The organism is Streptomyces purpureus, assembly GCF_014648195.1.
Classification (GTDB): domain Bacteria; phylum Actinomycetota; class Actinomycetes; order Streptomycetales; family Streptomycetaceae; genus Streptomyces; species Streptomyces purpureus.
Map to the genome: position 1 here is coordinate 176,205 of NZ_BMQQ01000008.1, position 23,834 is coordinate 200,038.

The window sequence follows — 23,834 nt, forward strand, 5'->3', positions numbered from 1 at the left end:
GGTGCGTGGCCGGGCGAGGGGCGGTGCGGTCCGCGGGGCGGGACCCCGGATCAGGACTGGACGCCGTACAGCGCGAGCGGGCGGCAGCGGACCGTGTCGCCCGCCACCGCGACCTTCGCCTGGACCTCGAAGGTGACCGTCGCGCTGAAGCCGGCCGCCAGTGCCTCCCTGAACTCAAGATCCGCGCCGGGACCGCCCACGGGCCCCACCTGGACACCGTCGACGAGGAGGCGGACCTCGGCGCCGACGCTGCCCTGGACCGCGATCCGGGCGTACAGCCGCGGGTGCTGGGAGATGGCCGGGCCGCTGTAGAGCGTGGTCCAGTCGGTGTTGCCGGTGGACTCCCAGCGGGTCTGGTCGACCGGCCGGGGCAGCGGATAGGGGATGTACGGCCGGGCGAGCCCGCGCTGGGCCGCGTCGTCGGCGACGACGACGTTGCCCCGCCGGTCGAAGATCTGCACCGGCTGGGTCTCCAGTTGGTCGGGGGCGGTGGTCCGCACGGTCAGGGCGAGCGAGCCGTCGTCCCGGCGGATCATCAGGCCCTGCTGCGGCTTTTCCGGGCCGCGGTCGGGCTGGACCCGGCCCATGTGGATCAGGTCCTCGCCGTCGGCGGTACGGACCCGCAGCCGGCCGCCGTCACCGATGACGACCTCGCCGTCATTGATCTGGTTGAGGGCCGGTGTGGTGTTGGCGCTGCCCATCAGCTCCCGGATCTGCCGTTCCAGGGTGCGGATGCGGTCCAGCAGATCGGTGGGGATGATCGCCAAGGGTTACACCCCTTCCAGGTAGAGCGTGGCCGTTTCCGGCTTGGTGCGCTGCGGAGGATTCACGGCGAGGCCGACGATCCGGTACTGCGTGTCGAGCCCCTCCTGGTGCCACAGGTCCTGGATCCGCAGCCGGATCCGGGCGCCCAGCAGCGCGGGCGTGATGCGGCCGTCGAGGACGACGGTGAGCTCCGGGATGAGCTCGGGACGGCGCTGGCGCGTCAGCTCGGCCTTGGCCAGGGACCTCAGGGTGGCCGTGTCCTTGACCCCGCTGTGGTCCGAGGTGCGCTCGAGCCGCGGCCAGCCGCCGATCAGGTCGTCCCGGTCCCATTCCATGACCGTCAGCGGCAGCGAGTCCTGCGCCTGGTCGGTGTTGTCCGACTCACCGCGGGCCACCCAGACGTTCGCCTGCACGGTGGAGTCCGTGGGCAGGCTGTACGTCAGGATCGAGCCCGGATGGTCCAGGACGATGTCCGACTGGCTGGACTCGATCCGCGGATGGCCCAGCTGGAGCCGCTTGACCCGGCGGCCCTGGCCGTCGCGGTAGCAGTGGATCCGCCACTCGAAGCCGTCGGCCAGCTGGGCGAGCTTGTCGAGCAGCTCCCTGACCCGGGCCAGCGCGGTGTAGCCGGCCGCGAAGTCGCGGCGTACGCCGGACATCTCGGCGCCCAGGCTGATGCCGATGTCGCCGCCCTCCTGTTCCTGGGCGTGCGCCACCAGGGAGCGGGCGATGTCGAACTGGTCGGCCTGGACGAGCAGCACATCGGCCGAGAGGATCCGGTGGTCCAGGTACGAGTCGAAGGTGCCCGCCTGGAACTGCACGGTCATCCGGCCCTGTTCGTCGGTGGCGGGGGTGCAGGTCCACAGCACCCCGCCCCACCAGATGTCCCCGTCCCGCTCCAGCCAGACCGCGGTACGGCCGGGCTGCAGAGCCGCCTTGGCACGCGCGGCGAGGGCCGGCTCGGGCAGCGGGACGGTCGCGGACAGGGATCCCGACTTGCCGATGAAGTCGTCGTACTTGGCCTCCGTGAGCGGCAGGACGTCGAGGACCTGGTCGGTACGCAGGTCGCAGAAGATCGCCCGGTAGGCGGGCGTGATGACGGCTCGGCTCATGGGGCCGCTCACAGCATCGGGTCGACGCGGATGAACCGGTTGTCGAGCCAGGCGTTGTTGCTGGTGGCCGACGAGATGTACGCGCCGACGGCGTCGTACACCGTGTGCGGCTTGAGGCCGGTGACACGGAAGGTGTGCGTCACGGACATGCCCATCTTGCCGGTGGCCATGGCCGCCCGCTGCTCGTCGGCGGGGACGACGACGGCGCCGTTCAGCCGGACGTTGACCGACATCCGGGACCAGCCGGTGTCGAGCGGGTTGCTGCCGTGGTAGCCGACCGTGATCAGCACCGCGCCGGAGACCGGCGTCGTGAACGAGGTCGAGATGCCCGGCCCCGTCGTGTCGACGATCGTCTCCACCCAGGTGACGGACTTGCAGTAGCCGCCGTCGTTGTTGTAGGCCCAGCCGGTCGCGGGCACGACCGGGCGCCAGACCGTGCCGTCCCAGCGCTGCAGCTTGCCGCCCTCGTCGCGGTACTGACCGACGTACTCGCCGTTCGCCAGCGTGCCCTGCGGGGCGATGCCGCCGATGTGGCGTGGGTAGGAGACCCAGCGGGTGCCGTCCCAGCGCTGGAGCTGGGTGGCGTTGTCGCGGTACTGGCCGGTGTAGCCGCCCTTGGTGTCGCGGTTCCAGGACTCGGCGAGGATGCCGCCCGCCGCCACGGTGGTGTGGCGCATGTCGTAGACGGCCTTGGACCAGTCCAGGCCGCCGGTGCCGACGGACGCGCCCGCCGGGACGGTGACCTGGGCCAGCGCCAGGGCGCCCTCCGGGACCGGCTGCGGCGTGGGGTTGGGCTCGGGGGCGCCCTTGAGGATCTCCAGGACGGCCTCGGTGCGCCCGGAGACCGGGTCGAACTGGGCGTCGTACACCCGCAGCAGGACCAGGTCGACGCGCGGGTTGTTGGCGTCGCCGTCGTCGAAGGTGATCTGGGTGTAGTCGGTGAGCACGACCGGGTAGGCGCCGGCCGCGGCGGGGCCCTGGATGACGGCCCGGCCCGGGGCGACGTTCGCGGTCATCCCGGCGGTGTCACCGTAGACGTACAGGGCGTCCATGACGTACCGGCCGTCCTTCGACCCCGGGATGATGCCGGAGGTGCTGGTCAGGGCGCCGGTGGGGGCCATGGTGCCGGTGGGGGCGAGCCGGGTGTCGGTGCGGGACTGGCCGGTGTCGGTCGTGGTGCGGTTGATCAGCCATGCGCTGCGTACGGGCATGAGGTCCTCCTGGAATATGCGGTGCGGGAAGTCGGTGCTGCGGGGCCGGTCACCAGTGGGAGTCGCGCCAGCGGACCGTGACCGAGGCCCCGGGGTCGGGTGTCGCGTCGTCGGAGCGGAAGGCGAGCGTGGTAGGCCCGGGCTCCAGCCGGAACAGCTGCTCGGGCGCCGAGGCCGGGGACGCCGTGTAGAGCCGGGACGCCGTGCCGTTGAGCAGGACCGTGCCCGCCTCGGTGTCGACGGTGAGGACCTCACCGGCGCCGAGCGCGATGTCGTACTGGAGCTGGCGGCCGTCACTGAGCCGGCTCAGGGTCGGTCGGCGCACGGGACCGCGGAACTCGATCAGCGGGTGCGCGGCCGCGCCGCCCTCGTTGACGGCGGTGAAACTGCCGGCCTCGGCGTCCCCGCCCCAGTCCAGCGGCCACGGAAGCCCGCTGCCGGTCTCGTTGTCCCAGGTCAGGCCGGGCTCGGGTATCGGAAGGACGGCCTGGCCCTCGCGCAGGGTGGTGCTGAAGCGGCGCGGGTCGGTCGCCGTCCACTGCAGGCTGGCCTTGCCCAGGCCGTGCCGTACGTACGCCCGGTCCTGCGGCACGACCCGGCGGCTGACCCGGGCCCGTACCGCGAGGGTCTCGCCGTGCAGCCGCACCGCGAGCCAGCGCTCGCCGCCCTCGGGTCCGGTGGCCGCGCGGAAGGCGAGGCTGGTGTCCAGGGCCTTGGCGAGGGTGGCCGGCGAGAGCCAGACGGTGGCGGTGACGAGCCGGGGCTGCGCCCAGACGGCGCCGGGCCAGGCGCCGTGCTGGTCGGGGCGGGGCACGTCACCCGTGTCGAGGGTGGGCAGGTCGTCCCAGCCGGTGATGCCGGAACGGTCGATCTCGTACGGAGTGCCGGGGCCCATCAGCAGTCCGGCCCACTGGATCTGCCCGTCGCGGGTGATCAGTGAGCCGGGTGCGGTCTCGTCCGTGTATGCGATTGTGGTCTCGGCCATGACGGGCCGTCACCTCACTTTCATCAGGCCGCGCTCAGCCCGCGGAGAGCCCGCGGAGAGTCCGTGGTCATGCCGCGGTCCGGTGCAGGAACAGCAGGTCCTCGGCGATGGCGAGGGCGCTGCGGCCCTCCGGTTCGCGGTAGGTGTGCAGTCGGGCGCGGTGGGAGGGCGGGCGGGGGGTGCCGCTCGCCCGGTGTCCGGCCTCGGCGGGGCGCAGCCGGTCCAGCGAGGACAGCGGCCGTACGGCGGAGGCGTTGTCGCGCGAGGGGTCGACGATGCCGCCCTCGGCCAGCTGCGGGATCTTGTCGAGCTCGACGCCGAACTTCTTGCCGAGGAACTCGCCGCTGAGGCTGTTGAGTCCGTCGATGACCCAGTTGGCGAAGGCGATCAGGCCCTTGATGGGGCCGGTGATCACGCCCGCGAGCGTCTGCAGGCCGGTGGACATGAAGTCCCCGATGCCGCCGAGGGTGTTGGACGTGGCGTCCTTCACCTTGGTGAACTGCTCGGGGATCTTCTTGGTGATCCAGTCCAGGACGGGCTGGATGACGGTCTTGAACGCGTTCCACGGCCGCCGGACGAGGTTGCTGAGCGCCTCGGTGGCCCGGGAGATGGCGCCCTTGGCCTTGCCGAAGTCACCGGAGACGGCGGCGCCGACGACCTCGACGACGGTCGTCATGATGACGCCCATGGCCTTGAAGTACGTGCCGATGATCGTGCCGTAGAAGGTGACGACCGGGCCGAGGAACTTCAGGATCTGCTGGAAGATCTTCAGGACGTGGTCGAAGACCTGCTTCATGATCTTCTGGCCGGTCTCGGTGTTCATGGCGTACTCGATGATCGCGGCCAGCACCGGAACGATGATTCCGGCGAGGAAGCCCAGCGGGTTCGCGCGCATGGCGACGTTGGCGGCCGTCATGGCGGCCGCGGCTGCGCCGAGGCCGATCCCGAGGACGGTCATGACCTGGGACATCGGGCCGATGAACTGGCCGAGGAGGCCGGCGATGCTGTCGAATCCGGCCGCGCCGGCAACGAGCGACACCAGCCCCGCCGCCGCGCCCTTGGTCTTCGAGCCGCCGTTCTTGATGCCGTTCGCGGCGGTGGAGGCCGTGCGGCCGACCTTGGTGAGCGACTTGCCCGCGCCGTCCGCCCGGTTCCGGATCTGCTTGAGCTGGGTGGCGGCGGAGGAGGCGCCGGAGCGGATCGTGCCGAGGCCCGTGGCCGCTCGGCCGGGGGCGCTCTTCAGGCTCCGCAGAGCGCGCGCGACCGGCTGGATCTGTCCGCGGAAGGGCTGCAAGGCCCGGGTCAGGCTCCGGAGTTCGAGCCCGAGGGCGTCGGGCCCGGCGACCGCCGTACTCATCCGCGTGCCTTGGACAGGAACAACAGGGCGGAGGCGGTCTCCCGCAGGTCGCTGGAGGACGCCTCGTAGTAGTTCTCGATCTGGAAGCCGTGCGTGGCGCCGGCCCCGGCGTTGACCGCCTGGGCGCGGGCCGCGCGGGCCGTGTGGCGCAGCAGCCGGTCGAGCTTGGACAGCGGCAGCACGGCCTCGGCCTCACCGGCCTCGGCGACGATGGCGTGGACACCGCCGCGGCGGGGCTGGACGACACCACCCTGGGCGAGCTGCGGGATCTTCGGCAGGCTGACGCCGAAGGTCTTGCCGCCGACGAAGGGGACCCAGCTGGGGATCGAGACCTTGATGCCGTTGAGCTTGCCGATCGCGCCGTTGATCAGGCCTATGACGGCGTTGATCGGGCCCTTCACGGCGCCCTTGATCTTGTCGAAGGCCCTGCCCGCGATGTCCTTCAGGCCGCCCCAGATGCTGGACAGCTTGTCCTTGACGGCGGTGAAGGCCCTCGGGACGACGTCCTTGATCCAGTTGACGACCGGCATGATGATCTTCTTGATGCCGTTCCAGACACTGGAGATCACGGACTTCACGCCGTTCATCACCGAGGTGATGACCTTCTTGATGGCGTTGAACGTCGTGCTGATCACCTTGGACACGGCGTTGACGACGACCGTGATCGCCTTCTTGATGCCGTCCCAGACCGTTTTGATCAGCTTGCCGGCGGCCTTCATGATCGGCCCGATGGCCTTCATGACGGAGGAGATGACCTTCTTGATGGCGTCGAACGCCACCTTGAGGACCTTCTGCATGGTCTTCGAGCGGGTGGCCATCTCGACCACCTTCTCGATGAGCGGCATGAACAGTTCCATGAGCCGGGCGATGAAGTTGCCCTTCATGGACTTGTTGAGGCCGTTCATGCCCTTGGAGGCGTTGTCGGCGCCCTTCTTGAAGTTGCCGATCTTGCTGCCGCTGGTGGTGCCGGTCTTCCCGGCCTTCGCGAGGGACTTGTCGGCCTTGTCGGCGGCGGACTTGAGGTTGTTGAGTTCACGGGTCGAGCCCTGGGCGGCGGACCGCAGTCCGGTCAGTCCGCTCTGCCCGGTGCGGGCGCCCTGACCGATGCTCTGGGCCGCGCGGGCCGAGGCGTCGGCCTGGGTCTTGAACTGTTTCAGTGAGCCCGAGGCCCGTGTTGCTGCCGAAGCGAGCGACATGGCGACTCCTTGGGATATGCGCGGTTAGGCGAAGGCGGTGGCGAGTTCGTGGACGGCGCTGCGGAGAATGCGGACGTCGGAGGCGACGCCCCGGACCGTGGGGCCGAGGGTGCTGGTGGTGTCGAGGCCGCGCGTGTTGGTGCCGCCGCTGAACCGGCTGGACTCCCTGGTTCGCTGGGTCTGTGCGGACTGACCCGCACGCCTGAGGGCCTCCTTGATCTTCCTTACGTCTTCCTTGAGATCGTCGAGCTGCTTCTTCTCCTCCTTTTCCGCGGCCTCAGCAGCCAGCCGGTTCTCTCGCTGGGACTTGTTCTCCATCCACTTCCACTTTTCGCGGGCGAACTTCTCCCACTTGTCGAGAAGCTTGTTCGTCCACACGAATTCCCGAGTCACCCCGAGAATGGTTATTCCCTTTTCATCCACCTTGATCAGGGAAATGCCGATGGACAATGCGGCGAAGCTCGCGGCGGCGGCGGTCGCTGTGACGGAGGCGTAAGAAGCCGTACCGCTCAACTTGGAGAGGGTAAGGCTCATGTTGTTGATGGTGACGCTCATGTCGTTGACCGTCTTGCTGTACCTGTTGACGGTCAGACTCTGATCGTTCTGGGTGATGCTGATGCCGTTGACGGTCTTGCTGATGCCGTTCTGGGTGATGCTGATGCCGTTGACGGTCTTGCTTATGTCGTTGTGCGTCGAGCTGATGCCGTTGACGGTCTTGCTGATGCCGGCCTGGGTGAAGCTCATCCCGTTGACCGTCTTGCTGATCTTGTTCTGTGTGTCGCTGATGCCGTTGATGGTCTTGCTGATGCCGGTCTGGGAGGTGCTCAGCTCGGTGATCGACCGGGAAATTCTGCTGTAGGACTCCCGGATCTCCTTGTAATTCGGGTCCTTCTTTTTGTCGTCTTCGAGGACGGCGAGGTCCTTGTCTATTTCTTTGAGGCTTCTGGATCCGTCCATACGGGTTCTCCTGGGGGATCAGTGAGGGTATGGTGCTCCGCATGACTTCCGCCGCAGCGCCGGTAGTTCTGGCGCTCTCCACCGCGCTTCCGAGATACTTCGGGCCTCACGAGTACGCAATGACATGGCATGCCCGACAGGCTCTCCGGGTCGCCGACAAGTTCTCTCCGGGCGCTGGGGTCGATGTCCTTCTGTACGGCGATCCGGCCGACGGCAGCCATGCGGAGGACGGCATCGTCGTACGCACGCATGTGGAGCCGGACTCGGTGGAGGAATGGGCCGATGAATGGGCGACAATTGCGAACACCGGCCTGGCTTTCCTCGGAGACAGGCGCCCGGCCAATCGCGTGGAGCAGACATTCGCGGCCGGGCAGTCCTCGTCCAGCCGTCCGCGAGGAGCGCTGCGACAGGTGATCGCCATGCTCCAGGAGATGCCGGAACCGCCTCTGGTGATCTTTCAGCTGGACACCATGCTCGGCCAGGAGGAAATGGTCCTGGCGATCCGTGACGCCGGCGAGCACGCGGCGTTCTGGCAGCTGTTCGGCTGGGAGCACGCGATCGGCGAAGTCTTCTGGACCCAGGAAGGCCTGTATCGCGGGCGTGTACTGCCCAACCTCGCGGTGTACTTCGGTGCCGACTGGAGCCACCGCGCCGTCGCCCGGCGCTTCTCCCGGTGGCGGAAGAAGTCGCTGGGCTGACGGCGGCACGGGGCATGACTCAGGAGAAGAAGCGGCCCAGTTCCGCTGGGTCCGGGATCCCCGCCTCCTCCGGTTGCGCCTGTTGCGCCTGTTCCTGACGCTCCCGGTCGCCCGGTCGGGGGACCGGGACCGGCTGCTCAGGCGGGTCGGAGTCCTCGTCCGAGTGCACGGAGGCGAACATCCAGTTCGCCGCCGCCATGTGGTCGACGAGGGCGGCCAGCAGATAGTCGGTGACCGACCATTCCGCCGCCTCGCCGTCCTGTTCCCTGCAGACGGCGCTGTCGCGCGGCATGTGCTTCACGAGCACCGCGAGCCGGCGTGAGGAGAGCCCGCCCCGGTACCAGTCCAGCAGGTCCACTCCGTAGTGCCGGAGCAGATCGGCCTCGAGGGCCTCGGCGTGTTCGGTGACGAACGCGTCGAGGCTCAGTCTTCCCCCAGGCCGAGCCCGGTCTCCTTGCCGTAGGCCTCCAGGATGGCGGCGATGTCCTGCATGGTGACCTCGTGCTTCCCGAAGCGCGCGAACTGCTCCTCACCCATCAGCAGGCGGAGCAGTCCGTCGACGTCGTTGTCGTCGAGGTCCTTCAGCCCACCGGCGGCACCACGGGTGAGCTCGGTCGGCAGTTCGAAGGTTTCGCCGTCCAGCTCGAACGACCAGTGCGTGCCGAGGGCCTCCAGGCGCTGGGCGCGGGCGGCGTTGACGTTGAACGAGGCCATGGGATGTCTCCGTATCTCTGCGACTCAGATGTGAAGGCTGTGCATGTGGAGCGGTGCGCCGGGGCGGGGCCACGGGGGCTTCCGCCCCGGCGCGGGGTGGTGCTTAGGCGGTGGGCGCGGTGGCGGTCGCGTACGCCGGGTCCTTCATGACGAAGGTGGCGAGCGGCTCGCCGTCACCGGCCGACAGCGCGGTGAAGGTGACACCGAGCGACGCGGCCGCCTTGCGGGCGAGCTTGATGTCGTCGGTGGCGGTGACCTGGCCGCGCGGGATGACGAAGCGGTACGTCACGTTCGTGCCGTCGGTGAACTCCAGGCCCAGGGCGCGCTCGTCGAAGGTCGGACCGTCCGGGACGTCGAAGGTGAAGACGCCCGGGTTGGAGGTGCCGCCGGAGACGATGTCGGCCTTGCTGCCGCCCATGAAGAAGGGCAGCGTGTCTTCGTTGAACTGCAGCATCGAGAACTTCAGCGTCAGGTCACGGTCCGAGTAGACGAACCGCGCCGGGCTGATCGACTGCCACGTCTCGACCGGGTCGAGCTTGTCCTTCTTGGAGAAGGTCACGCCGTCGGTCGTGGTGTACCCGAGGTCCACCCAGCTGCTGCCCCAGTCGGTGGAGGGGTTGGCGGAGAAGGTGGTCGGGAGGGCGGCGCCCAGCGGGGCGACCAGGACACGTCCGGTGCCTGCGACGCGGATCTCGGACGCGGAGTTGCCTGCCATGTTGTGCTCCTTCAAAGGGATGGTGTGGTGCATCGGTGGGTGCCGTGGGTACGGCAAAGGCCCCGCCGGGATCGGCGAGGCCTGGTCTGTGGGTACGGGCCGGAAGAGGGCCCGTACGGTCCGTGGCGTACGGGCGGGGCGTCAGCCCGTACGGACGGAGAGCTGGATCACGCAGAGGTAGCGGTTCGCGGCGGTGTAGACGTAGTCCGGCAGCCAGCGAGGGCCGTCCGCCTCGGCGACGTCGGTGATGACCGAGGTGCCGAACACCGTGCCGGCGCTCTGCAGGAGCACCGCGCGGGCCGCGTTGGCCAGGACGTGCGCGGCCGTCTTGTCGGGGCCGTACACCTCCAGTTCGATCATGGGCCGGTCGATGTGGAGATCGTCGATCCAGGCGCCGCCGCGGCGGGAGACGATCACGGCCCGCTGGGTGCCGTTGAAGCCGGCCGGCGGGGTTTCGTCCACGATCGCGCCCGCCAGCTCCGGACGGTCGGAGAGGAGGTCCACGACGATGGCCTCCACATCGGGGAAGGTGCTCGGGGCTGAGCTCATGACGGGGAATCACTCCTGTTCGTACGGGGGCTGACGGCGTACGGGCGGTGCCCGCGGCGCACTCGGCGCGCCGGAGGCGGCCTGGGGAGGGAGCCGGCCGCCGGCGCGCGGGGCCTGCGGGGCACCGCCCGGACGCGAGGCGGCGGAGCCGGGCCCTTGGAGGGATGCGGGCACAGCTCCGCCGGTGCACCTATTGTGATTCAGATCGTGCGAGAGCGCAACTAGTGCGTGCGAGAGCGCACTCGGCATATGTCTTTGGAGTGGTGTCACGCGGCCACGGGGCGTTACTCTCGATACTTCGAACAGAGATTCGATAGGTGCGGTGAGTCGATGTCAGCTCGTTGTGCGGACAGGGAACGGCAGGTGCGCGTGGTCAGGAGTGCCGGCAGTGCTCATGAGCGGCTGACCGATGTGGTCGCGGCCGCCGTCGAGGTCGCGGCGGAGGCGGGGGAGGCCGGGACCTACACAGGAGACATGGCCCGGACCCTCACCGCCGTCGTCGGCAAGGTGGGCGCGCGCATCGCCGTCGAGGCGGAGATGCGCGGCTTCACCGGCGGCTGGCAGGAGGCGGTCGCCCACATCGGGGCCGGCCGTCCCGAACCCGGCGGCGCGCGGGTGGTGCACATACGACCCGAAGGGGACGGGTGACCGTGAGACCGGGACCGCACGGCATACGAAAGAGGCGGCCGCCCCTCGGGGCGACCGCCTCTTCCCGTACGTCCTCTTCCCGTACGTCCCTGCTCCTTCTACGGCCTCTTCTCCACGGGCCTGCGCCGCGTGGCGCGCTCCGCGGCGAACACGTCCTCCAGCCGGTACAGCTGTGCCCGGCCCTGACGTCCGGCCGGTATTAGATGACCGAGCTGGACCCACTTGCGGATCGTGGCGGGCACGACTCCGGCCTCCGTGGCGGCAAGGGCGCCGTTGATCAGGGTGTCGGCGGCGAGGATCGTCATCGGCGGGCTCCTTCGTTCGAACGCAGGGGGGTGGCGGACTCGTCCATCGACGCGTCGATCTCGGCGCGGTCCGCCCCGGCGGCGCCCGCCAGGGCCTCCCAGTCGCCCTCGTGCCACACGTGCCGGTACGCCGGATCCGTACGGCAGTCGCACTCCTCGTCGGCGCAGCGGCACGCCGGGTTCACGCACAGCACCGCGCGCCGGGCCGGGAACGCCCGCAGGGAGACCGAGTCGCACCACGGGCAGCGGCCCCGCACGCGGACCATCGTCTCCGAGTCGCCCAGCACCCGGGCGCACCGCCGGGCCATCCGCCGGGACTCGTCCCGTACGTGCGCGGCCAGCGCCGGATGGGCGGCGACCTGGGCAAGGAGACCGGCGATCCGCATCAGCCGCTGCGGCACGCGCGCGTGGCGCGGGCGGCCGAGGCCCAGCTTGTCGTGGACGGCCTCGTCCAGCTCGATCACCCCGTCGGTGATGTCCCGGATGGCGTCGGAGACATGGAGCCGCAGTGGGGCGGCCGAGTATCCCGGTACGGCCGTGCCGTGCCGCTGCTGGGCGAGCAGGGAGTCCCGCCTCTCCTCACGGATGCGCCGGTCGAGCTCGGGGGATGGCGCGCGCCGCTCGCCGGGGGCGGCGGACGGGCGGCCCGGGGCCAGCTCGGTCAGCAGCTCGGGGAACTGCTTGAGGAGCGCCTCGATCCACAGGGCGGCATCCCGCACGGTCTTCAGGTCGGTCTTCACGTCGGATCCGGAGGGGTAGGGCGAGGGGGAAGGCGAGGGAACAGAAGCGGGCTCGGTTGCTGCTGATGCGGATGCGGCTGGCGTGGACAAGGTGCCTCCCAGGTGCGGCAGGTGCGGCTGTGGTGAAGCGGAGGTGAAGTCGGCCGGCGAGGCATGACCCGTACGAGACGCGTCTACGTCACAGGGCGTTGTGGAGCGAGCCTCTGGCGTAGTCCTTAGTACGTATTCAGTCATTTCGTGCGCACGCGATGCCGTACGGCTCAAACGGCATGCGCGCGCAGGCGCAACGAACCGGCGGGGGTGGCCGTCATGCCGCGCCACGGGCTCGCCGCCGGGCGTCCTTGAGGACGACCGGACGGCCGTTGCGCCACAGACGCCCGGCGCTCACCCCGTCGAAGAAGCTCTCCGCCGGGGCCACCGCCTCCTCGCAGCGACGCACCACCGGGCACCGCTCACAGGCCATCAGCGCAGGCCGGGCCTCGTTCTCCCGCTTGCTGAAGACCACCTGCGGGGGCAGCCCCGAGCACGCGGCGGCGGCCCGCCAGCCGAAGAACTCCACGACCTCGGACAACGGCAGGGCTGGTGCGGACGGCATGGCGGCGCTCCTGTCTCGGGCGGCGATCGGACGACTCGTACCGCCCCGAAGGGCGGTTGCGAACACGCACACTGGCATGTTGCGCGCTCGCACGCAACTCAAAAGTTCGCCACCTTCGCGGAATCGACACCGTGCGCGCGCAGGAGCACGTAATTCCGTGCGCGCAAGCGCGATAAGCTGGGCATCGCTTTGGAGGGAGGCGACCAGCCATGACCGCCAGTGATCTGGAACAGTTCGCCGCCTGGATCGAGGAATTGATTCGCCGTCGCGGCTACGACATCGACAGCCCGCGCGGCGGTGGCAAGTCCCGCCTCGCGGACGAAGCGGGGGTGCACCGCGCCGCCATCACCCGCCTGCTGCAGCGGCAGAGCATGCCGGACCTGGAGACGACCCGCCGTCTCGCGCACGTCCTGGACGTGCCGGTGCGGGACATGCTCATCCGGTCCGGCCGGCTGACCGAGGACGACCTGCCGCTGCCGCGGGTCGCCGCCGCGTCCCCGGCCGACGCGGGGGAGCGCCGGATGACGCTGGAGGAGGCCGCGGCCGGGCTCGGCGTACCCGCCGACCAGCGGGAGATGTTCATCAAGGTCGCGGGCCAGTTCCTGTCCGCGTCTCCGGTCCGCCGCGAATCGCTCGCCAAGGACTGACCGCTCCGCTTCACGCGCCGGGCGCTCCCGCCCCGAGGGCGGCGTACGGGGAAGGGCGTCCGGAACGGCCGCCTCCCTCGGGTCCCAGTAAACTGTCACGGCCTGTCCCCCCACACTTACACAGGCTGTACACCCCCCAAGAGCCGCACACGCCGGCGCCGCCAGGCCGGACGCGTCGCCGAAGTGTGCCTCCGACGCCATGGGCGGGATTGGCAGCGATGGGACGCGAGAGAGAAATACGCATGGCCGAGGGCAACGAGCGCTCCCTGCCCTCGGGCGACAGTCGCGACGCCGCCGACGGCGCACCGGGCCCCGCCCCGGTCGACGACCATCCGCCGGGCGGGGAAGACGCACGGATACCGCCGGACGACCTCCCCGGCCTCCTGGCTTTACTCGGCAGACTGCTGGAGGACCATGCCCCCGACGAGGTCGCCGTCGTGCTCCGCGAGGAGATCGAACGCCGGGAGTACACCGCGTACGCCAACGGCTGGCGCGACGCCGCCGCCCACTTCACCCCCGCCCTGGAGCAGGCGCGGCTGACGCCTGCCCGCACACTGCGGCTCGTCGACCGCATCCCGGGCCAGGCCGCCGTCATCCCCTTCCCCAAGGGGCGTACGCCGACGGGCGCGCCCGGTGACGACGTCGGCAGCGACCCCTCAGGACCGGCGGGTCCGGGGAGCCCGGGGGAGTCCCCTTCGCCCCCGGCCGGAGAGGCCGCCACGGGAGCCGGCGACGGCGACGCAGCCGCTGCATCCCAGGCCTCGTCCACCACGGGCGCCACAGACGCCACAGGCGCCTCGGAGGCCCCACGGAGCACCCCGCCCGGCTTCGTCCCCAAGAGCCGCCGCTCGAAGGTGCCCACCATCCCCAGGCTCAGCGGTCTCCCGCGACCAAGGCGCGACCCGTCCGCCAACCGCCCCCCGGCCCCCGGGGCGCCGGACGACGACGTGGTCTGAGGCCCGCGCGCGGACCGCGTCCGGGCGCGTCTGCCGAGGTCGGCCGGGCCCGCTGCGCGCGGGCATTTGTTTTGACCGGAGTCCATGCGATAGGTACGCTCAGACCTTGTGCCTGGGGTGTGCCTGGGCTCGCGTGCGTGTCTTCAACCGCACGGCGAGTCGCCAACGGCCGCCGTAATCTGCGCCCTTTTCGCCTTCGGGCGGGGATCCGCAGCATTCGACACACCCGACCGCGTGGGTCGGCAACGTTCCAGGTTAGCTTTACTACACGGCACACAGAAACCGGAGAAGTAGTGCCTACGATCCAGCAGCTGGTCCGTAAGGGCCGGCAGGACAAGGTCGAGAAGAACAAGACGCCCGCACTCGAGGGTTCCCCTCAGCGCCGCGGCGTCTGCACGCGTGTGTTCACGACCACCCCGAAGAAGCCGAACTCGGCCCTGCGGAAGGTCGCGCGTGTGCGTCTGACCTCCGGCATCGAGGTCACGGCCTACATTCCGGGTGAGGGACACAACCTGCAGGAGCACTCCATCGTGCTCGTGCGTGGTGGCCGTGTGAAGGACCTGCCGGGTGTTCGTTACAAGATCATCCGCGGTTCCCTCGACACCCAGGGTGTCAAGAACCGCAAGCAGGCCCGCAGCCGCTACGGCGCCAAGAAGGAGAAGTAAGAATGCCTCGTAAGGGCCCCGCCCCGAAGCGCCCGGTCATCATCGACCCGGTCTACGGCTCTCCTCTGGTGACCTCGCTCATCAACAAGATCCTGCTGAACGGCAAGCGCTCCACCGCCGAGCGGATCGTGTACGGCGCCATGGAAGGCCTCCGCGAGAAGACCGGCAACGACCCGGTCATCACGCTGAAGCGCGCCCTCGAGAACGTCAAGCCGGCGCTCGAGGTCAAGTCCCGCCGTGTCGGTGGCGCCACCTACCAGGTGCCGATCGAGGTCAAGCCCGGTCGCGCCTCCACCCTCGCGCTGCGCTGGGTCGTGGGTTACTCCCGCGCCCGCCGCGAGAAGACCATGACCGAACGCCTCATGAACGAGCTGCTCGACGCCTCCAACGGTCTCGGCGCTGCGGTCAAGAAGCGTGAGGACACGCACAAGATGGCCGAGTCCAACAAGGCCTTCGCGCACTACCGCTGGTAGTCGCACCCACATCGAGACCGAGAGAAGACTGAAGCCTTATGGCTACCACTTCGCTTGACCTGGCCAAGGTGCGCAACATCGGCATCATGGCCCACATCGACGCGGGCAAGACGACGACCACCGAGCGCATCCTGTTCTACACCGGTGTTTCGTACAAGATCGGTGAAGTCCACGACGGCGCCGCCACGATGGACTGGATGGAGCAGGAGCAGGAGCGCGGCATCACGATCACGTCCGCCGCGACGACCTGTCACTGGCCGCTCGAGGACGTCGATCACACCATCAACATCATCGACACTCCCGGTCACGTGGACTTCACCGTCGAGGTGGAGCGTTCGCTCCGCGTCCTCGACGGCGCCGTGACCGTGTTCGACGGTGTTGCCGGTGTGGAGCCGCAGTCCGAGACGGTGTGGCGTCAGGCCGACCGTTACGGCGTGCCCCGCATCTGCTTCGTCAACAAGCTCGACCGGACCGGCGCGGAGTTCCACCGCTGCGTCGACATGATCTCGGACCGCCTCGGCGCGACCCCGATCGTCATGCAGCTTCCGATCGGTGCCGAGGCCGACTTCAAGGGCGTTGTGGACCTGGTCCGCATGAAGGCCCTGGTCTGGTCCGCCGAAGCGGCCAAGGGCGAGATGTACGACGTCGTCGACATCCCGGCCACGCACACCGAGGCCGCCGACGAGTGGCGCGGCAAGCTGCTCGAGACGGTCGCCGAGAACGACGAAGAGATCATGGAGCTGTACCTCGAGGGCCAGGAGCCTTCCGAGGAGCAGCTGTACGCGGCCATCCGCCGCATCACGATCGCTTCCGGCAAGTCCAGCGACACCACGGTCACCCCGGTGTTCTGTGGTACCGCGTTCAAGAACAAGGGTGTTCAGCCCCTGCTCGACGCGGTCATCCGCTACCTGCCGTCGCCCCTGGACGTCGAGGCCATCGAGGGCCACGACGTCAAGGACGCGGAGGTCGTCGTCAAGCGCAAGCCGTCCGACGACGAGCCGCTGTCGGCGCTGGCGTTCAAGATCATGAGCGACCCGCACCTCGGCAAGCTCACCTTCGTCCGGGTCTACTCGGGCCGCCTGGAGTCCGGCACTGCCGTGATGAACTCCGTCAAGGGCAAGAAGGAGCGCATCGGCAAGATCTACCGCATGCACGCGAACAAGCGTGAGGAGATCGAGTCGGTGGGCGCGGGCGACATCATCGCCGTCATGGGTCTGAAGCAGACCACGACCGGTGAGACGCTGTGCGACGAGAAGGACCAGGTCATCCTGGAGTCCATGGACTTCCCGGCCCCGGTCATCCAGGTCGCCATCGAGCCCAAGTCCAAGGGTGACCAGGAGAAGCTGGGTGTTGCCATCCAGCGTCTCGCGGAGGAGGACCCCTCCTTCCAGGTTCACTCGGACGAGGAGACCGGCCAGACCATCATCGGTGGTATGGGCGAGCTGCACCTCGAGGTGCTGGTCGACCGTATGCGCCGTGAGTTCAAGGTCGAGGCCAACGTCGGCAAGCCCCAGGTCGCGTACCGCGAGACGATCCGCAAGGCCGTCGAGCGCGTGGACTACACCCACAAGAAGCAGACCGGTGGTACCGGTCAGTTCGCCAAGGTGCAGATCGCGATCGAGCCGATCGAGGGTGGCGACGCCTCCTACGAGTTCGTGAACAAGGTCACCGGTGGCCGCATCCCCAAGGAGTACATCCCCTCGGTGGACGCGGGTGCGCAGGAGGCCATGCAGTTCGGCATCCTGGCCGGCTACGAGATGACTGGCGTCCGCGTCATCCTCATCGACGGTGCCTACCACGAGGTCGACTCCTCCGAGCTCGCGTTCAAGATCGCCGGTTCGCAGGCCTTCAAGGAGGCCGCGCGCAAGGCCAGCCCCGTGCTGCTCGAGCCGATGATGGCCGTTGAGGTCACCACGCCCGAGGACTACATGGGCGAGGTCATCGGCGACATCAACTCCCGCCGTGGTCAGATTCAGGCCATGGAGGAGCGTATGGGCGCCCGGATCGTCAAGGGTCTGGTGCCGCTCTCGGAGATGTTCGGCTACGTCGGCGACCTCCGCAGCAAGACGTCGGGTCGCGCAAGCTACTCGATGCAGTTCGACTCCTACGCCGAGGTTCCGCGGAACGTCGCCGAGGAGATCATCGCGAAGGCCAAGGGCGAGTAACTCACCCGAGTTCACGCTTTAGGCTTGACTCCGGAGCCTGCTGGGGCATTCCGACACAACAGTGGCGGAGTGCCCCGGGCCCCGGGCTTTCCAGCAAAGATCACCTGGCGCCGATGAAGCAAGGCGTTCAGAACCACTCCACAGGAGGACCCCAGTGGCGAAGGCGAAGTTCGAGCGGACTAAGCCGCACGTCAACATCGGCACCATCGGTCACATCGACCACGGTAAGACGACCCTCACGGCCGCCATTACCAAGGTGCTGCACGACGCGTACCCGGACCTGAACGAGGCCTCGGCCTTCGACCAGATCGACAAGGCTCCTGAGGAGCGCCAGCGCGGTATCACCATCTCCATCGCGCACGTCGAGTACCAGACCGAGTCGCGTCACTACGCGCACGTCGACTGCCCCGGTCACGCGGACTACATCAAGAACATGATCACGGGTGCCGCGCAGATGGACGGCGCCATCCTCGTGGTCGCCGCCACCGACGGCCCGATGCCGCAGACCAAGGAGCACGTGCTCCTGGCCCGCCAGGTCGGCGTTCCGTACATCGTCGTCGCCCTGAACAAGGCCGACATGGTGGACGACGAGGAGATCCTGGAGCTCGTCGAGCTCGAGGTCCGTGAGCTCCTCTCCGAGTACGAGTTCCCGGGCGACGACCTGCCGGTCGTAAAGGTCTCGGCGCTCAAGGCGCTCGAGGGCGACAAGGAGTGGGGCCAGTCGGTCCTGAACCTGATGGCCGCCGTCGACGAGGCGATCCCGCAGCCCGAGCGTGACGTCGACAAGCCGTTCCTGATGCCGATCGAGGACGTCTTCACGATCACCGGTCGTGGCACCGTCGTCACCGGCCGTATCGAGCGTGGTGTCCTCAAGGTCAACGAGACCGTCGACATCGTCGGTATCAAGACCGAGAAGACCACCACCACGGTCACCGGCATCGAGATGTTCCGCAAGCTGCTCGACGAGGGCCAGGCCGGTGAGAACGTCGGTCTGCTCCTCCGTGGCATCAAGCGCGAGGACGTCGAGCGCGGCCAGGTCATCATCAAGCCCGGTTCGGTCACGCCGCACACCGAGTTCGAGGCCCAGGCCTACATCCTGTCGAAGGACGAGGGTGGCCGTCACACCCCGTTCTTCAACAACTACCGCCCGCAGTTCTACTTCCGTACCACGGACGTGACCGGCGTCGTGACCCTCCCCGAGGGCACCGAGATGGTCATGCCGGGCGACAACACCTCCATGACCGTCCAGCTGATCCAGCCGGTCGCCATGGAGGAGGGCCTGAAGTTCGCCATCCGTGAGGGTGGCCGGACTGTGGGCGCCGGCCAGGTCGTCAAGATCACCAAGTAATTTCCTGGTGATTGACCTGGTAGCTCGCTGAGCACCAAGCAAAGGGCCCCGCACCGAGAGGTGCGGGGTCCTTTCGCATGTCCCGGCCGGGCCATGCGAAAGACGTCAGCCGGCCGTCCCCGAGGCCGGGGCCCACGCCCACGGCTGGGCGTCCGGACCGAGACCGACGGCGGTGACCGTCGTACCGCGTACGTGCAGGGCGGCGGTCTCCAGCGCCACGGTGCCCTGGGTACGGGTATGCAGCCGGCCGTCCCGGCGCAGCTGGACGCGGCCCCGCAGATCCTTGCCGAGAAGGACGGTCCCGCCCGGCACCGCCGCCGCGGCCACCGGCCCGTACCCGTCGAACCGCGTGGCAGGCGTCGAGCCGCCGCCGCCGACCCGGACCGAGGCGAGTTCCTTGGTCGCCGGGCGCCGGTAGAACAGCGCCAGCGAGTCACCGGAGGGGACCGCGGCCACCGGGTCGCCGGGGAGCGGCAGCCCCGCGTCGGAGGCGAACTCCACCGGCCCCCGCGCGGTCTTCTGCGACCAGCGGTGCACCGACTCCCGGCCGGCCGCGAAGACATGCACGAGCCCGGCCGCGTCGACCACGGCGCACAGCCCGTCCTGGACCTCCTCGCCGCCGAGGTCGCGCCAGCCGCCCCAGACACCCGAGGTGTCCCGTACGCGCGTGGAGAGACCCTTGTCGGCGTTGCGTACGAAGAGATGGACCCGGCCGTCGGAGCCCGCCACGGCCACCGGCACACCGATGCGCCGGCCCCGGTCGGCGCCGCGCTCCGGATTGCCCAGGCCCTTCCACGGCAGGAAGGCGCCACCGGGGGAGCGCTGCTCCAGGCAGACGATCTCGCGCTTGTTCGCGCCGCCGTGACCGCCGAGGGCCTCGAACCGCAGCCCGAACAGCAGCTTCCGCCCGTCCTCGAGGGTCGCCGCGCCCAGGGCGGGCGCCAGCGGCCCGCCGCCGAGGTCGTCCGGCTCCGTCCACTGCCCGCTGCCCGGTTCGGTCTCCCGCCAGCGCACTGCGCGCAGCCCGAGGACGCCGTAGACCGACAGCCTGCCGTCCGTCTCGGTGGCCGCGACCGGTCCGGCGCTCGGGTAGCGGTAGTGGGTGGCCCGTACCCAGCCCTTCTTGTTGGTGAGCGGGCGGACGCCGCCGACCATGTAGTCGCCGCAGCCCGAGGCGTTGCCGCACTCCCAGGCCGGATCGCCGCCGTACGGGACGAGGTGCGCCGCCTTCTCCTTGAGGGTCTGCGGCGGGAGGTTCTTGGGCCAGTGACGGTTGTAGTAGCCGCGGAAGGCGGTGGCGGTGAACGCCGGGACGGTGCCGCCGCCGGTGCTGGCGTCGGCGACCCAGCGGACCATCGCGGCCCAGCTGAAGCAGGCGACGGCGGTGTGGTCGCCGTGGTCGGAGTAGCCGGGCTGCTCGCTGTCCTTCTTGCGGGTCGCCTCGTCGCTGTGCTGGATGTCCGGGTCCGGATCCAGCGTGTGGATCACGGTCGGGCGGTACCGCTCCATCAGCCCGACCAGCACGTTGATGAGCTGGTCGTAGTCGTAGGTGTCGGCGCGGCGGACGGGGGAGTCGGCGGCGACCACGGTCCGCAGGCCCAGCGCCCGGTCCTTCCACAGCGCCGGGAGGGCCATGTAGCGGCGGGGGGCGTGCATCGCCAGGTTCAGGAAGATCAGCTCGACCCGGCGGGTGCCGTTGGTGAGGGTGTTGATCTCGGCCTTGCGGTCCCCGGCGAGCGTGATCACGCCCTTCTGCCAGGGGGTGAACTTGTCGAGGCCGAGGAGCGTCGCGTACGCCTGGCGCAGGCCCTGGTGCCGGGCGGAGGAGTAGGCGGGCTGGTCGGCGGGGGTGTCGGGCTTCCCCGGTATGTGGTTCTTGCCGTCGTGCTCACCGGCGGTGACGTAGACCGACACCAGGGGTATCCCGCCGTCCAGCATCCGCTGGGTGTCCGGGTTCATGAAGTACAGGTCGTCGTCCGGGTGGGCGGCTATCTGCATCAGCTGAGCGTGGCGGGCGCTGGCGATCGGCAGGCCCGGAGCGGGATCGGCCATCGGCCCGCGCCGCCGCGGGGCGGGCACCGAGCACCCTGCGAGGCCGGCCACGCCGAGCGCCGCGGCGGACGCGAGCACGCTGCGGCGGCGCAGGGCAGCACGCAGCCCGGACACAGGTGTCTTCTTCACTTGTACGCCAGCTCCGTCCGCTTCCCCCGCAGCGTCCGGCGTGACCACGCCCCCCTGCTGCGTTACCCCTGATCCCCAAAGGCGGGCCCTGGCCGGTCGAGGGGCCGGGCCGCGCTCTTCTAGACGGCCCGGAAGGGGAGCAGGTTGCCTGGGGAACGCGAATTTCGCGTCACTTCCGGCTCAGCTTTCCTCGGGCCTCCACCGCAGCTCACCGCTGCCCAGGGCCAGCGTCGCCCGTACCCGCATCGGCTCCTCCGCGCGGCGGGAGAGCAGGACAAGCTCGGTGATCCGGACCGACGCGGGGGGCAGCAGGTCCTCGCAGTGAGTGGCGAGCCGCTGGGGGTCGCGGGACCGGCCCAGGGAGAGATGCGGGGTGAAGCCCCCGGAGCGCCCCACGCAGAGCGGGAAGCGGGACTCCAGCGCCTGGCGGAGCCGCGCCCAGGGCTCGTCGCCCGCGGCGGCCGGGTCGAGCCAGACCGTGGCGTCGTCCCGGTGCCCGAACCAGTGCACGCCCTCCAGCCGCGCCGTGAAGGGCGGAGCCTCGGTGGCCGCGGCGGACAGCAGCGGGGCGGCCCGCGGGAAGTCGGACTCCGGTACGAAGCCGAAGAGGACGTTGACATGCGGCGGCCAGCGGTGGATCTGGCGGTCGTGGTCCCGCCGGATGTGCTGGACGAGCGGCCACAGCCGGTCGGGCGGAATCCAGGCGACCGCGGTACGGGACGTCGGCCGCACGGCTAGCACCTCGCCCGCACCCTCCCGCCGCGGCTCCACGACACCCGGCACCCGCCCGGCCCCGCTCTTGTCCATCCGGTCCACCCCGGCGGCCCGGTCCCAGACGACCTCCCCGTCCGCCTCGAAGAACAGCACCCGATGCCAGGGAATCTCCCCACCGGGCTCGAAGTCCCCCAGCGGCATCCGCGCGGGCGGCGCGCCCCGCTGGCCGATCCCCATCACGAACCGGTCCGGATCGAAGCGGGGATCCCACAGGACCCGGTGGTAGATCTCGTCACTGGTACGCATCGGACGCCTCCTCCTCCACGGTCCCACGCCTGCCGCTTCCCGAGGCCCGCGCGGGGCTCTCACCAGGCGGTATGAGACGCTCCTGCGCGCGACAAGCGGGGCCGATTCCTGTCATGGCTCCGCAGAACAAGGGGTGGGGACATGAGGTAGCAGGGGACATCCGGAACCGTACGGACGGCCCGAGCGGCGTTCGGGGTGGTGGCGGTCGGGCTCGCCGTGCTGGTGCTGCGGCCCGATCTGATACCCGGGCGGGAGGGATTGGCCCCCGAGCCGCTCGCCGCGGAGACCGCGCGGCCCTCGCAGGCGCCGCCGGAGGAGGTGATCCCCGACCGGCCGACGCTCAAGGAGCCGTTCAAGGGTTCGCCGGCCGCCGCCTGGGCCGACGGGGCCGCCGGCATCCAGGCACCGCCGGCCAAGGCCGTCGGCTGGATGTCGAAGGCGCAGGTCGCCGATGCGCTGCGCACGGTCAAGACCTTCCTTGTCGCCGCCAACATCGATCCGGTCACCGTCAAGGGCGGTCGGCCCACCGCGGCTCTGGAGCTGCTGGACCCCGAGCAGCCGGACGTGCTCTCCGTCATGGAGAAGGCGCTGGTCACCCCCACCGAGGAGAAGGACCCGACCCTGCTCTTCAGCCGGTTCGACCCGGCCGAGGTCCGCCCCGTGGGACAGGTCGTCAAGACGCGCGGACGGATGACCGTCGAGAAGGGCGAGCGCGCCGGGGAGGTGCTCGTCCACACCGACTACACCTTCGTCTACCCCCTGGTGAAGACCCGTCCCGGCGCGGACGAGGTGGCCCGGACGATCGTCCGCCGGGAGATCACCTTCGCCCTGCCCGACCCGGCCCGCTACGTGGTCACCAAGGGCAGCCTCTCGGTCGTCGCCTGGAGCTCCAACGCCGGCAACAGCGCCTGCGACCGCCCGGCCGCCGGCTTCTTCCGCCCCGAGTTCACCGAAGACCTCGTCGCCGATCCCGACCCCGGCTCCGAAGGCCAGGTCGTCGACCCGTACGACCGCAGCAAGAGCCTCGCCGCCCTCCCCCAGGAGTGCGCCACGAGCTCCCGAACCTGACGGAATTCGGGGTGCCGGGACGCGACTCGGAGCCACGCTGAGCGAACCCCGCGTGTACCCCCACGTGACGTGGGGTACAGTCTTCCGCCCCGATTGGCGGCCGCATGGCCCCGTATGGCAGACTGTCGGGGTTGCTCGGTTGAGTGCCGATGCTGCGCGTCTCCCGCCGGGAGGACCGGAAGCGAGTCCCACAGTACTCGTCGCCCCTGTTAAGGGGCGGACGTACGGGAATCTTCCGGGAAGCGTCAGCGGGGTGCCGACCAGGCACCCGGTGGGTGTTTCTCCCCCGGCACGCGGTCGTCAGGGCCCGCACCCCTTGGTTGGGAAATCCTTCGGGAATTCTTCGTAGAGGGACTGCGACACGCCCGACCGCGTGGGTCGGAGGAAGGCAGTGTCATCGCACAGCCGATCGGGTTCCAGAGCGTTACGAGAGACAGGACTACTGAGTAGCCATGGCGGGACAGAAGATCCGCATCCGGCTCAAGGCCTACGACCACGAGGTCATCGACTCCTCGGCGAAGAAGATCGTCGAGACGGTGACCCGCACTGGTGCGTCGGTCGCGGGCCCGGTGCCGCTGCCCACTGAGAAGAACGTGTACTGCGTCATCAAGTCGCCGCACAAGTACAAGGACTCGCGCGAGCACTTCGAGATGCGCACGCACAAGCGCCTCATCGACATCCTCGACCCCACGCCGAAGACGGTTGACTCGCTCATGCGTCTCGACCTGCCGGCGGGCGTCGACATCGAGATCAAGCTCTGAGGT

At 69.5% G+C, this 23,834-nt stretch carries 26 protein-coding genes; 10 read left to right on the plus strand and 16 right to left on the minus strand.

Going from position 1 to position 23,834, the window contains the following annotated elements; genetic code table 11:
• Nucleotides 1-50: 50 nt before the first annotated feature.
• The 7 genes from IEZ01_RS13290 to IEZ01_RS13320 form a co-directional block, all read right to left on the minus strand.
• Nucleotides 51-767, minus strand: coding sequence for a hypothetical protein (locus tag IEZ01_RS13290; RefSeq protein ID WP_189201819.1), 717 nt, complete (start codon nucleotides 765-767; stop codon nucleotides 51-53).
• Between the two features lie 3 nt (nucleotides 768-770).
• Nucleotides 771-1,877 (minus strand): hypothetical protein, encoded by a 1,107-nt coding sequence (locus IEZ01_RS13295; protein WP_019888720.1) that lies wholly within the window; start codon nucleotides 1,875-1,877, stop codon nucleotides 771-773.
• Between the two features lie 8 nt (nucleotides 1,878-1,885).
• Nucleotides 1,886-3,088 carry a hypothetical protein gene (locus IEZ01_RS13300; protein ID WP_189201821.1) on the minus strand — a complete coding sequence of 401 codons (1,203 nt, stop codon included), beginning with the start codon at nucleotides 3,086-3,088 and terminating at the stop codon, nucleotides 1,886-1,888.
• 49 nt (nucleotides 3,089-3,137) lie between these two features.
• Entirely contained in the window at nucleotides 3,138-4,073 is a 936-nt protein-coding gene (locus IEZ01_RS13305) for a phage distal tail protein (RefSeq protein ID WP_189201822.1), read from the minus strand.
• Nucleotides 4,074-4,140: 67 nt separating this feature from the next.
• The gene (locus IEZ01_RS13310; protein WP_189201823.1) at nucleotides 4,141-5,430 is read right to left on the minus strand and encodes a phage tail tape measure protein; all 1,290 of its coding nucleotides are present in this window, start codon (nucleotides 5,428-5,430) and stop codon (nucleotides 4,141-4,143) included.
• Nucleotides 5,427-6,626 (minus strand): hypothetical protein, encoded by a 1,200-nt coding sequence (locus tag IEZ01_RS13315; protein WP_019888724.1) that lies wholly within the window; start codon nucleotides 6,624-6,626, stop codon nucleotides 5,427-5,429. The genes IEZ01_RS13310 and IEZ01_RS13315 overlap by 4 nt, the downstream gene beginning before the upstream one ends.
• A gap of 24 nt (nucleotides 6,627-6,650) precedes the next feature.
• On the minus strand, nucleotides 6,651-7,583 hold the full coding sequence (locus IEZ01_RS13320) for a hypothetical protein (RefSeq protein WP_189201824.1): 933 nt from the start codon (nucleotides 7,581-7,583) through the stop codon (nucleotides 6,651-6,653).
• A gap of 41 nt (nucleotides 7,584-7,624) precedes the next feature.
• Here IEZ01_RS13320 and IEZ01_RS13325 point away from each other — a divergent pair, with 41 nt between their 5' ends.
• Nucleotides 7,625-8,281, plus strand: a complete 657-nt coding sequence (locus tag IEZ01_RS13325; RefSeq protein ID WP_189201825.1) for a hypothetical protein — start codon at nucleotides 7,625-7,627, stop codon at nucleotides 8,279-8,281.
• A gap of 19 nt (nucleotides 8,282-8,300) precedes the next feature.
• Here IEZ01_RS13325 and IEZ01_RS13330 read toward each other — a convergent pair whose 3' ends face one another.
• The 4 genes from IEZ01_RS13330 to IEZ01_RS13345 all read right to left on the minus strand — a co-directional run bounded on the left by IEZ01_RS13330 (nucleotide 8,301) and on the right by IEZ01_RS13345 (nucleotide 10,259).
• Nucleotides 8,301-8,639 (minus strand): hypothetical protein, encoded by a 339-nt coding sequence (locus tag IEZ01_RS13330; protein WP_019888728.1) that lies wholly within the window; start codon nucleotides 8,637-8,639, stop codon nucleotides 8,301-8,303.
• Between the two features lie 65 nt (nucleotides 8,640-8,704).
• Nucleotides 8,705-8,995 carry a hypothetical protein gene (locus IEZ01_RS13335; protein WP_019888729.1) on the minus strand — a complete coding sequence of 97 codons (291 nt, stop codon included), beginning with the start codon at nucleotides 8,993-8,995 and terminating at the stop codon, nucleotides 8,705-8,707.
• 103 nt (nucleotides 8,996-9,098) lie between these two features.
• Entirely contained in the window at nucleotides 9,099-9,710 is a 612-nt protein-coding gene (locus tag IEZ01_RS13340) for a phage tail tube protein (protein WP_019888730.1), read from the minus strand.
• A 141-nt stretch (nucleotides 9,711-9,851) separates the two neighbouring features.
• Nucleotides 9,852-10,259, minus strand: coding sequence for a phage tail termination protein (locus IEZ01_RS13345; RefSeq protein WP_019888732.1), 408 nt, complete (start codon nucleotides 10,257-10,259; stop codon nucleotides 9,852-9,854).
• Between the two features lie 363 nt (nucleotides 10,260-10,622).
• Here IEZ01_RS13345 and IEZ01_RS13350 point away from each other — a divergent pair, with 363 nt between their 5' ends.
• A complete protein-coding gene (locus IEZ01_RS13350; protein WP_028797847.1) occupies nucleotides 10,623-10,907 on the plus strand; it encodes a hypothetical protein in 285 nt (94 codons plus the stop codon).
• A 98-nt stretch (nucleotides 10,908-11,005) separates the two neighbouring features.
• On the opposite strand, the gene IEZ01_RS13355 is transcribed toward IEZ01_RS13350, so the two are convergent.
• The 3 genes from IEZ01_RS13355 to IEZ01_RS13365 form a co-directional block, all read right to left on the minus strand.
• Nucleotides 11,006-11,212 (minus strand): MerR family transcriptional regulator, encoded by a 207-nt coding sequence (locus IEZ01_RS13355; RefSeq protein WP_019888735.1) that lies wholly within the window; start codon nucleotides 11,210-11,212, stop codon nucleotides 11,006-11,008.
• Complete coding sequence (locus IEZ01_RS13360) at nucleotides 11,209-11,952, minus strand: hypothetical protein (protein WP_019888736.1); 744 nt, start codon at nucleotides 11,950-11,952, stop codon at nucleotides 11,209-11,211. Before IEZ01_RS13360 ends, IEZ01_RS13355 begins: the two co-directional genes overlap by 4 nt.
• A 307-nt stretch (nucleotides 11,953-12,259) precedes the next feature.
• Nucleotides 12,260-12,547: a WhiB family transcriptional regulator gene (locus IEZ01_RS13365; RefSeq protein ID WP_052185675.1), complete on the minus strand. Its 288-nt coding sequence runs from the start codon at nucleotides 12,545-12,547 to the stop codon at nucleotides 12,260-12,262.
• Between the two features lie 209 nt (nucleotides 12,548-12,756).
• Here IEZ01_RS13365 and IEZ01_RS13370 point away from each other — a divergent pair, with 209 nt between their 5' ends.
• The 6 genes from IEZ01_RS13370 (at nucleotide 12,757) to tuf (ending at nucleotide 18,801) form a co-directional block, all read left to right on the plus strand.
• Complete coding sequence (locus IEZ01_RS13370; protein ID WP_189201826.1) at nucleotides 12,757-13,194, plus strand: helix-turn-helix domain-containing protein; 438 nt, start codon at nucleotides 12,757-12,759, stop codon at nucleotides 13,192-13,194.
• A gap of 242 nt (nucleotides 13,195-13,436) precedes the next feature.
• Complete coding sequence (locus tag IEZ01_RS13375) at nucleotides 13,437-14,150, plus strand: hypothetical protein (protein ID WP_019888739.1); 714 nt, start codon at nucleotides 13,437-13,439, stop codon at nucleotides 14,148-14,150.
• Between the two features lie 293 nt (nucleotides 14,151-14,443).
• Entirely contained in the window at nucleotides 14,444-14,815 is a 372-nt protein-coding gene (rpsL, locus tag IEZ01_RS13380; RefSeq protein ID WP_003948652.1) for a 30S ribosomal protein S12, read from the plus strand.
• 2 nt (nucleotides 14,816-14,817) lie between these two features.
• A complete protein-coding gene (rpsG, locus tag IEZ01_RS13385; protein ID WP_019888740.1) occupies nucleotides 14,818-15,288 on the plus strand; it encodes a 30S ribosomal protein S7 in 471 nt (156 codons plus the stop codon).
• Between the two features lie 38 nt (nucleotides 15,289-15,326).
• Nucleotides 15,327-17,453 (plus strand): elongation factor G, encoded by a 2,127-nt coding sequence (fusA, locus tag IEZ01_RS13390; RefSeq protein ID WP_019888741.1) that lies wholly within the window; start codon nucleotides 15,327-15,329, stop codon nucleotides 17,451-17,453.
• A 154-nt stretch (nucleotides 17,454-17,607) separates the two neighbouring features.
• Entirely contained in the window at nucleotides 17,608-18,801 is a 1,194-nt protein-coding gene (tuf, locus tag IEZ01_RS13395) for an elongation factor Tu (RefSeq protein WP_019888742.1), read from the plus strand.
• Between the two features lie 105 nt (nucleotides 18,802-18,906).
• Here tuf and IEZ01_RS13400 read toward each other — a convergent pair whose 3' ends face one another.
• Nucleotides 18,907-20,982, minus strand: a complete 2,076-nt coding sequence (locus IEZ01_RS13400; RefSeq protein WP_373287605.1) for a PIG-L family deacetylase — start codon at nucleotides 20,980-20,982, stop codon at nucleotides 18,907-18,909.
• Between the two features lie 180 nt (nucleotides 20,983-21,162).
• Nucleotides 21,163-22,002: an RNA repair domain-containing protein gene (locus tag IEZ01_RS13405; protein ID WP_189201827.1), complete on the minus strand. Its 840-nt coding sequence runs from the start codon at nucleotides 22,000-22,002 to the stop codon at nucleotides 21,163-21,165.
• A 195-nt stretch (nucleotides 22,003-22,197) separates the two neighbouring features.
• Between IEZ01_RS13405 and IEZ01_RS13410 the strand changes: the two genes are divergently transcribed.
• Both IEZ01_RS13410 and rpsJ read left to right on the plus strand, forming a co-directional pair.
• Nucleotides 22,198-23,070, plus strand: a complete 873-nt coding sequence (locus IEZ01_RS13410; RefSeq protein ID WP_229832916.1) for a hypothetical protein — start codon at nucleotides 22,198-22,200, stop codon at nucleotides 23,068-23,070.
• Nucleotides 23,071-23,522: 452 nt separating this feature from the next.
• The gene (gene rpsJ, locus IEZ01_RS13415; protein WP_003948644.1) at nucleotides 23,523-23,831 is read left to right on the plus strand and encodes a 30S ribosomal protein S10; all 309 of its coding nucleotides are present in this window, start codon (nucleotides 23,523-23,525) and stop codon (nucleotides 23,829-23,831) included.
• Nucleotides 23,832-23,834: the final 3 nt, after the last annotated feature.